This is a genomic window from Deltaproteobacteria bacterium (assembly GCA_019308925.1).
GTDB lineage: Bacteria > Desulfobacterota > B13-G15 > B13-G15 > RBG-16-54-18 > JAFDHG01.
In genome coordinates, this window is the sequence record JAFDHG010000094.1 from 1 (window position 1) to 7,421 (window position 7,421).

General features: G+C 46.8%; 10 protein-coding genes. All 10 read right to left on the reverse strand.

The genetic code is table 11. From position 1 onward, the window contains the following. Positions 1 to 1,367 (reverse strand): sugar transferase (locus JRI46_11980; GenBank protein ID MBW2040283.1); only part of this gene is annotated, 1,367 nt, incomplete at its 3' end. Between the two features lie 177 nt (positions 1,368 to 1,544). Next, positions 1,545 to 2,519, reverse strand: a complete 975-nt coding sequence (galE, locus tag JRI46_11985) for a UDP-glucose 4-epimerase GalE (protein MBW2040284.1) — start codon at positions 2,517 to 2,519, stop codon at positions 1,545 to 1,547. Positions 2,520 to 2,583: 64 nt separating this feature from the next. Continuing rightward, positions 2,584 to 3,003 carry a type II toxin-antitoxin system VapC family toxin gene (locus JRI46_11990; protein ID MBW2040285.1) on the reverse strand — a complete coding sequence of 140 codons (420 nt, stop codon included), beginning with the start codon at positions 3,001 to 3,003 and terminating at the stop codon, positions 2,584 to 2,586. Between the two features lies 1 nt (position 3,004). Then, positions 3,005 to 3,274 carry a type II toxin-antitoxin system prevent-host-death family antitoxin gene (locus JRI46_11995; GenBank protein MBW2040286.1) on the reverse strand — a complete coding sequence of 90 codons (270 nt, stop codon included), beginning with the start codon at positions 3,272 to 3,274 and terminating at the stop codon, positions 3,005 to 3,007. A gap of 206 nt (positions 3,275 to 3,480) precedes the next feature. Then, positions 3,481 to 3,831 (reverse strand): type II toxin-antitoxin system PemK/MazF family toxin, encoded by a 351-nt coding sequence (locus tag JRI46_12000; GenBank protein ID MBW2040287.1) that lies wholly within the window; start codon positions 3,829 to 3,831, stop codon positions 3,481 to 3,483. Next, entirely contained in the window at positions 3,824 to 4,069 is a 246-nt protein-coding gene (locus JRI46_12005; protein MBW2040288.1) for a toxin-antitoxin system HicB family antitoxin, read from the reverse strand. Before JRI46_12005 ends, JRI46_12000 begins: the two co-directional genes overlap by 8 nt. Positions 4,070 to 4,283: 214 nt before the next feature. Next, a complete protein-coding gene (locus tag JRI46_12010) occupies positions 4,284 to 5,396 on the reverse strand; it encodes a hypothetical protein (protein ID MBW2040289.1) in 1,113 nt (370 codons plus the stop codon). A gap of 121 nt (positions 5,397 to 5,517) precedes the next feature. Next, the gene (locus tag JRI46_12015) at positions 5,518 to 6,102 is read right to left on the reverse strand and encodes a hypothetical protein (GenBank protein MBW2040290.1); all 585 of its coding nucleotides are present in this window, start codon (positions 6,100 to 6,102) and stop codon (positions 5,518 to 5,520) included. Positions 6,103 to 6,417: 315 nt separating this feature from the next. Continuing rightward, complete coding sequence (locus JRI46_12020; GenBank protein MBW2040291.1) at positions 6,418 to 6,840, reverse strand: PIN domain-containing protein; 423 nt, start codon at positions 6,838 to 6,840, stop codon at positions 6,418 to 6,420. Continuing rightward, positions 6,830 to 7,081, reverse strand: coding sequence for an AbrB/MazE/SpoVT family DNA-binding domain-containing protein (locus tag JRI46_12025; protein MBW2040292.1), 252 nt, complete (start codon positions 7,079 to 7,081; stop codon positions 6,830 to 6,832). The genes JRI46_12020 and JRI46_12025 overlap by 11 nt, the downstream gene beginning before the upstream one ends. Positions 7,082 to 7,421 lie beyond the last annotated feature (340 nt).

Genomic DNA, 7,421 nt, shown 5'->3' on the forward strand with positions numbered 1-7,421 from the left:
TTAAGATCGAGCCATAAGGACCAATTGTCTATATAAGCTAGATCCAGCTTTAAACGCTCATCAAAGCTCTTTACCGCATCCCTGCCACTCACCTGCCAGAGACCGGTGATGCCCTGAGGCATGCTCAACTTCCGTAGATCACTTAATTTGTACTGCTCGACTTCGTCAGGCAAGGGTGGCCGGGGACCGACCAGACTCATCTCCCCCTTGAAGATATTGATAAATTGGGGGATCTCATCGATGCTATACCTCCTCAAGAACCGCCCCACCCTTGTAATCCTTGGGTCCTTTGATGATTTCCTCACCGGTCCATCAATCTCATCCACCTCCTTGAGGAGATGGACGAGTTTATCGGCGTCCTTTACCATGGTGCGGAACTTGTAACATTTGAATTTTCTCCTGTTGTGAGCGACCCTTGTAGAGGCGTACAAGATAGGTCCTTTAGAGTCTAATCTTATCATTACCCCTATGATCAAAAAAATGAGAGGGAAGATTAGCATAACCATACCGGAGATAAGAAGATCTACTTCCCTCTTGACAAATAATTGCAGGGGGGCGATTGGGCCGTTACGACAGGATAATAAGGGAATTGAACCGAGGTTGTTGGTTCTTATCTTGGTGAAATATCCATCTCTTATTGGTGGCACTATATAGAGAGAACATCCCACCAGGGCACAGGTTTCAGTCACCATTAGTAAAGAGTCATGGAAGGTCCCCAAGGTAAAATAAAGGTCGTCAATTACATGTTTTTTTATGATACTTTCTATTTCCCTCAAACTGCCCAATATTTTCAGGCCAAATATCTCCCCCTCAGTTTTCTCCCCTTCTGTTATTATCCCCTCAATTCTTAATCCCCAAAACCTATTGGCATTTATCTCCTCAACCACCTCTTGTGCCTCTTTCCCTGTTCCCGCAATAGCTACTCGTCTAAAATTGAACCCCCCCCTTCGAACGCTTCTCAAAAAAGAGACCAACAATACCCTCTCTGAGGCAATAAGGGCAAAGTAGATAAGTCCCCAGCCCAAAAGCAACGAGCGGCTATACATCCATTCCTGCTTGAAGAATAGAATGACCGCTTCGCTGCCGATGATCAATATCACGCTGATGAATAGCCTTGCTATTATCCTGAGGAGATTTTCCGTACGGAAGGGTCTATATGCTCCCAATAGATATAGGGCTAAGGGAGTAAATATGATCAGATAGCAAACCAGCCATGCGTAGTCTTGCAGAGGGCCAAGTCCTTTCTCAAACCACTCAGATAGAGGCCCCGTGCGCAGATAATATCCTAGCCAAAAAGCGGGCAGAATAATGACGATGTCTATAATGACCAGGAGATACCTGAATGTAGCGCTGTATTCCTTAAGCATAGTTTAAAAAGGGCATGTAAACTACTTTATTCTGCGGTAGCTTAAGTGGTGGGATATCTTTTAGAGAGAGAAAAGCTGCTCAAAGGGTTTAGTGAGCGATTAGATAAAGAATTTAAGAAGACATATCTTTAAGGGAAGACTGACACCAGGGTGATATCCGGCCAAAAATTTCGAGCATCATTTCCTTTGCATCCACCCCCATGCCGTCTCCAGAATCATCTTCATATCATCATATTGAGGCCCCCAACCCAACTCGCTCTTTATCCTCTCTGCGCTGGCCACCAGCACAGGAGGGTCTCCCGACCTTCGGGAAGATTCCTTTGTTGGAATGGGATGTCCTGTTACTCCTCTGGATGCCTCCACCACCTCCCTTACGGAAAACCCCCTTTGATTTCCCAGATTGTAGACATTGCTGGTGGTGCCATCCAAGAGGGCCTCCAGGGCCAAGATATGGGCCTGGGCCAGATCGGTTACGTGAATGTAGTCCCTTATACAGGTGCCATCAGGGGTGTCGTAATCAATGCCGTATATCTCTATAAAGGGTCTCTTGCCCAAGGCTACCTCCAAGATACGGGGGATGAGGTGGGTTTCTGGATTGTGGGCCTCTCCCAGCTCCCCTTCTGGATCGGCCCCAGCAGCATTGAAATACCTAAGTGAGATATATTTTAGGCCATGGGCCTTCTCGTACCACCGTAAGGCCTTCTCCACAAAGAACTTTCCCTCTCCATAGGGGTTCATCGGGCTCAATGGATGATCTTCGGGGATGGGGATCTGGTGCGGATTGCCATAGACAGCAGCGCTGGAAGAAAAGATAAAATATTTCACCCCACTTGCCAGCATTGCCTCTAAGAGGTTAAAGGTATTGATAACGTTGTTGCGGAAATAGATCTCTGGCCGCTCTACTGATTCGCTCACTATGGCGTTTGCAGCAAAGTGCATCACTGCTAGCGGCTTCTCTTTTTCGAGGACCTCTTGCAAATGCAATTTATCCTCTAAATCCCCCTCTATCAACTCATCCCTTCTTACTGCCCATTGATGGCCTGTGGAGAGGTTATCATAGACCAGGGGCCTATAACCCTTCTTTCTCAACTCCTTTACCACATGGCTCCCTATATACCCCGCCCCTCCGGTGACAAGGATAACTTTCTCCATATCAGACCCTTTTTCGCCTCGAACCCAATCCGGTCTTTATCATCTATTTTTCCCTTTTAACTTATTAAACGAGCAGGGCCTCGGATTTGGCCGCTTCCTTAAGTCTCTCATCGAAGCAAGCGAACAAGACCTCTTCTTCTGTTCTGTTCTTCAACAATATTCCTGAAGCTAGATGGATAGCATCGAACCCCCTAATGGGGTGTCTTCCCACCAACTCTCCACCGATCCTGGTTACACGCTCGGAGACCTCTACGATGAAATAGCTCTTCCAATCTTTTTCCAAATCTTCAAGGATCTGCCTATATTCTCTTTCGGTCAAGTCGCCTTCGCGAAGCTTCCTCGCAACCCCTGCCCTAGCCTCCACATAAGAAACGCGTGAAGTAGCAATGACCTGGGCAGACTCTACCAATCCCCTAATTCTCTCTGAACCCTCTTCATCCACATAGAGCTTTACCAGAGCGCTGGTATCAAGATAGAGAATCATCTCATCTGCGATCTTGAATGATTATTTCAGATAGCAGGCGACCACGATTCTTCACAGGCTGGGAGGCCCCCTTGGGTTTATCACCTGTCCAGAAGGCCATCCCTTCCTCGGTCAGCGCCCTGAGACCTTTGTACATCTTCTCCTCCTGAACGGGGATCAAGAGGGCAATCACTTCACCCCTCTTTGTTAGTTCGTAGCGCTTCCCCTCTTCAACTTGGTTAAGATAGTGGCTCAGTTTATTTCTCAATTCTCTAATCCCAACCTTCTGCATCGTTTCCCCTCCTGATGTAGCAATATTATAGAAAATTGTAGCCACATTGTCAAACGCTTTGCTCAGAAAATAGACTGCCCAAATCCCTCCCCACCTCCCTTTACAAAAAAAGGCCTAAGGTGGCTCTTCAGCCAGAGGAGTTCTTCCCCCTTTAGTAAAGGGGGATTTTCATCGTTCGTGAGTGACACTCTGTCATGATGGATTGCTCAAATATTTAGGACCAACGTGATGGCCTTTTCTACCTGTTGTAGGAACTCTGCTTCCAGGGTTCCAATTTTACGCGTCAAACGTCTCTTAGAGATGGTGAGAATCTGCTCGCATTTTATATAGGATAACTCTCCAAGCCCGTTTTGAACCGTCGGTTTCACCGCGATATGAAACGGAACAGGCTTCCCCTTGGTGCTGACGGCCAAAACGATGGTGTTGGGATAGCGGGGATTTAGATTCGCCGCATCGGTTTGAATCACGAGGGCCGGGCGAGTACCCTGCTGCTCAGAACCTCTCCCTAGAGACCAATCAACCCACCACAGCTCCCCTCGTTGGGGCTCATTACTCATTTTCCGAAATTACCTCTCTCTGGGCCTGAAAGGCATAGTCAACATCCGTTTCCTCTGAATGCTCGGCAACGAGGGAGAAGAAGTCAAACAACCGCTTCTCTTCCACCTTGCGCAGCTTCTCCGCCAGGAGCCTCCGAAAAAAGGCATTAAAAGATTCCCCTTCTTCTTGAGCGACCCTCTTGGCCTCCTGATAGAGCTCAGGGGGCAGACGCAAGGTCAAGGTAATGTTCTGCTTCATGATATCATCTCCAAAATGCACATTTTGATATCTTTAATATACATCACAATGTGAAATCATTCAAGCGTTCTCTAAGAAAATGCTCAGAAAATAGGTTTAAAATTCCCCATCCCCCCTGGCCAAAGGGTCACCTTCGGTTTTCTAAAGGGGGGTGAGGGGGGATTATCGGTTTTTGTGGTTCGTGAATGGCGTAGTCGTCATGGCACATTGATGTCTATTTCTTGCCCTTCTTTCCACCCTCAATCCTCTCTCGCCCCCTGCCCCGCTGGATAAACTCCAGGAAGAAGGCGAGCAGGGTGAAGAAAAACAGCCCCAGGACAAAGGCGACAGCAGCTACAAGTCTCTTGGAGGGCTTGGCCCTCTCCGGCAGGGTGGGACCGGAGACAAACTGCATCACATCCTGAAACCGATGCTCAAACCTGGCAAAATCAGCAAAGACCTCATTTCTGACAATAGAGATTTCTTCTTGTTTTAAATCCTTACCCTTAAAAAACTCCTCTTTGAGTGAGTTAAGATAAATAAACAAATCATCAGGGCTCTCCTTTTTGACCTCTTGCTTCAGGAAAGAGAAAAATTCCAACCGAACCTTATTGATCCCCAGATCGCGGCTGGTATCGGTCATACTTAATTTTATGTCACTAATAGATGCATCAGTCGCCACCATCTGGGTCGATGGCGGTAGATAAAGATGCCCTCCCTTATCGACTGAGACTACTTCTCTCGCCAATGTTTTATCGGTATGGGGGAAGCGTTTGGCGATCCTTTTCAGATCCTCGAACTTTTGTTGTTTCTGTCTAAGGGCAAAGCTGAGATTAGTGAGCTTGTTTTCCAATTGGTGAACATTAATATACACACCTTCATACCTTGCCTTCACATAATCATCGAGCATCTTGCGTTCTATGGAATATTTTATGAAGTTGCCTAACGCCCCTATAACTTGCTGAGCAGAACGTGGAGAAGACATTTTCCAATTCAATCTAAGGGCAGTCACATATTGTTTTGCCGGATCGAATTGTGTAACTCCCTTCTCAATCTCTTCGGCACCATAGGCATAAACGACCTCAACATTTTCTTGGAGACTATCCATTTTTCTAATCTTCTCCTCAAGGTCATCAATCCCTGCCTCGGAGATTACATCGTGCGTTTTCACATAACTGAGGAAAAAATCAGGCGTCAAAAAGTTCTCGGAATATATCTTATATTGAGGCAAGACTAGTTTTAAACCTGCCCCGCTCACCCTCAACACCCCCTGACTCTCATAGCTGCGCACCAAATACGACGCTGGTATTGACACCAGTATTGTTACAATAACTCCAATAACGATCATCCACCTCCACCTCCAGATCACCCGCAGGTAATCGTAAAGGTCTATCTCATCATAGTCCTCTCTAGGTCTATCTCATCATAGTCCTCTCTCATTTTATCCTCTTTCATGACCCCTCCCTTCTTCACGCCTTTCTGTACCTTTGCAATATCCCCCTGAGCCTCTTTTTTCTTCGGACGATCTCTGCCAGCTCTTCCGCCTTTATCCGTTCATCATCCTTGAGGAGCTGATAGAGATAGAACACATCCATATCATCTTTAGGACCTCCTGCCTTGAGCTTCATGGCCAAAAGATGGGGCTTAGGAAATAGATAAATTGCGGTACCTCTATATAAGGGCCTCCCCTGCTCAGCCTTTTGCAAACCTTCCAGCTCCCATTGATAACGAGCAATGAGAAAATCCATCCTTCTGTCTTCTTCCAGCAGAATGAGGTCATGCTGGAGAGGATCTGTGGAATCCAGCCCTGCCTTATACGTCCTCATCTTGTGATACCCATTCTCTTTCAAAAACCCGGAGAGATCCTCAAGCAGATTTTCAGACGGCTCGGCATGAATGAGAAAGTCTATATCGCTTGTAGCCCGCTCCACTCCATGGGCAATGGCGGCGATCCCACCAATGAGAGCGACCTTAAGGTCTCTATAGTTCCTCTCTTTGGCGAACATCCTCAGTAAAGAATCTACCTCTTTTACTAATCTCTTTATACGCTTCATCTAGGGGGACCCCCCTCTGATAGGCATATAGTGCTAGGCCCTCAATGAACAACTCATCCATCCTCTCAACCCTTTGTGCGGGAGAGAGCTTGAGGAACTCCTTCTGCATCTCACGATGTTTTTGTCTCATATAGTTCATTTTTATCACAAAATGTGAACTCTGATGGTCAAAAAAATGTCAATTCCCTTTTTCTTTCAGAAAAGGAAGCTCATGGAAAATCCAAGGCCAATTTAAACTGGTAACCCCTTCCCCGCCTATCGCTCTATTCACCCAATAAAAAATTCAAAAATCAAGATCTGATCCCCTTATATGTGTTACTCTACTGGCACCTTCGCCGTAATCCCTTCTAGGCGGGAGAAGTGTTTGTGGTCAAATGTATAGACACCCTTCAATCCCTGACTAAGGAGCCAGGTTGCGTTGTATGCGTCAATAAAATCGACGTTTTTCTCAGCGTACCAGATAATCGCCTGCAGCACCAAGTTCCCATCCACCAGTTCAACGCCAGGGGTGTTAAAGATCGCCAGGACCTTATCTCTAATTTGTTCTCGGGAGAGTTGGTAGAATGTCTCCAGCGTCCACACGATCTCTGCTATAACCAGTTCATTGGTTACCAAGACCAGCTCTCCGGCTGCGGCGCGGCGAAGCAAACGTTCAACGGCATCGGCTTGTTCCGGCACATCGTTGGTCAGATACCGCAGAAACAGATTCGTGTCAGCAAAAACACGCTCAGACTTCACCTTTCACAACCTTTCGGGCATGGGCCTGAACCACCTCTTGACGGATGGCCGAGAAATCCTGGGGGGCGGATACAGGAACACTACCCCTCAGGTCTTGCAAGGTTCGAATGAGGGGCTGTAGAATGATCTCATCCCCGCGGCGCACAAAGGCAATCCGATCTCCTTCACTAAGGTTAAGCCAGTGGCGAACGGTCCGGGGAAGGGTAATTTGTCCCCTCCGTCCTAGTTTTGTCGTAATCATCCATCTGTCCTCCATATTTCTGACAAAAAATATTTTGCTTGACATAATACCATTATACGTTCAAATAGAAAAATGTCAAATTATTATCAAATCGTGTGTTGTCAGTAAATCCACAAAACCTTAACTCCACCTTCCACCCGTTTGTTATGCATCGCCACCCGTTCATATCCCCTTAAGGAGGAAGGATCCAAAATCAGATAAAGGCCCTCATAAGATATAGTGAGGTAACTTATGGATCAACAGCCAACCCCCTTCATGCTGGGTCAGTTGACAGACCAAAAGGGCTCTCCACCTTGACCCCTTCTACCACTTGATCAGGGCTCAAATCTTCCGACAGCAA

Coding starts and splice junctions, on each gene's coding strand:
- JRI46_11990 (MBW2040285.1), bottom strand. CDS start 3,003: ATGATTCTCTATCTTGATACCAGCGCTCTGGTAAAGCTCTATGTGGAT.
- JRI46_12010 (MBW2040289.1), bottom strand. CDS start 5,396: ATGATCGTTATTGGAGTTATTGTAACAATACTGGTGTCAATACCAGCG.
- JRI46_12015 (MBW2040290.1), bottom strand. CDS start 6,102: ATGAAGCGTATAAAGAGATTAGTAAAAGAGGTAGATTCTTTACTGAGG.
- galE (MBW2040284.1), bottom strand. CDS start 2,519: ATGGAGAAAGTTATCCTTGTCACCGGAGGGGCGGGGTATATAGGGAGC.
- JRI46_12025 (MBW2040292.1), bottom strand. CDS start 7,081: ATGATTACGACAAAACTAGGACGGAGGGGACAAATTACCCTTCCCCGG.
- JRI46_12005 (MBW2040288.1), bottom strand. CDS start 4,069: ATGAAGCAGAACATTACCTTGACCTTGCGTCTGCCCCCTGAGCTCTAT.
- JRI46_12000 (MBW2040287.1), bottom strand. CDS start 3,831: ATGAGTAATGAGCCCCAACGAGGGGAGCTGTGGTGGGTTGATTGGTCT.
- JRI46_11995 (MBW2040286.1), bottom strand. CDS start 3,274: ATGCAGAAGGTTGGGATTAGAGAATTGAGAAATAAACTGAGCCACTAT.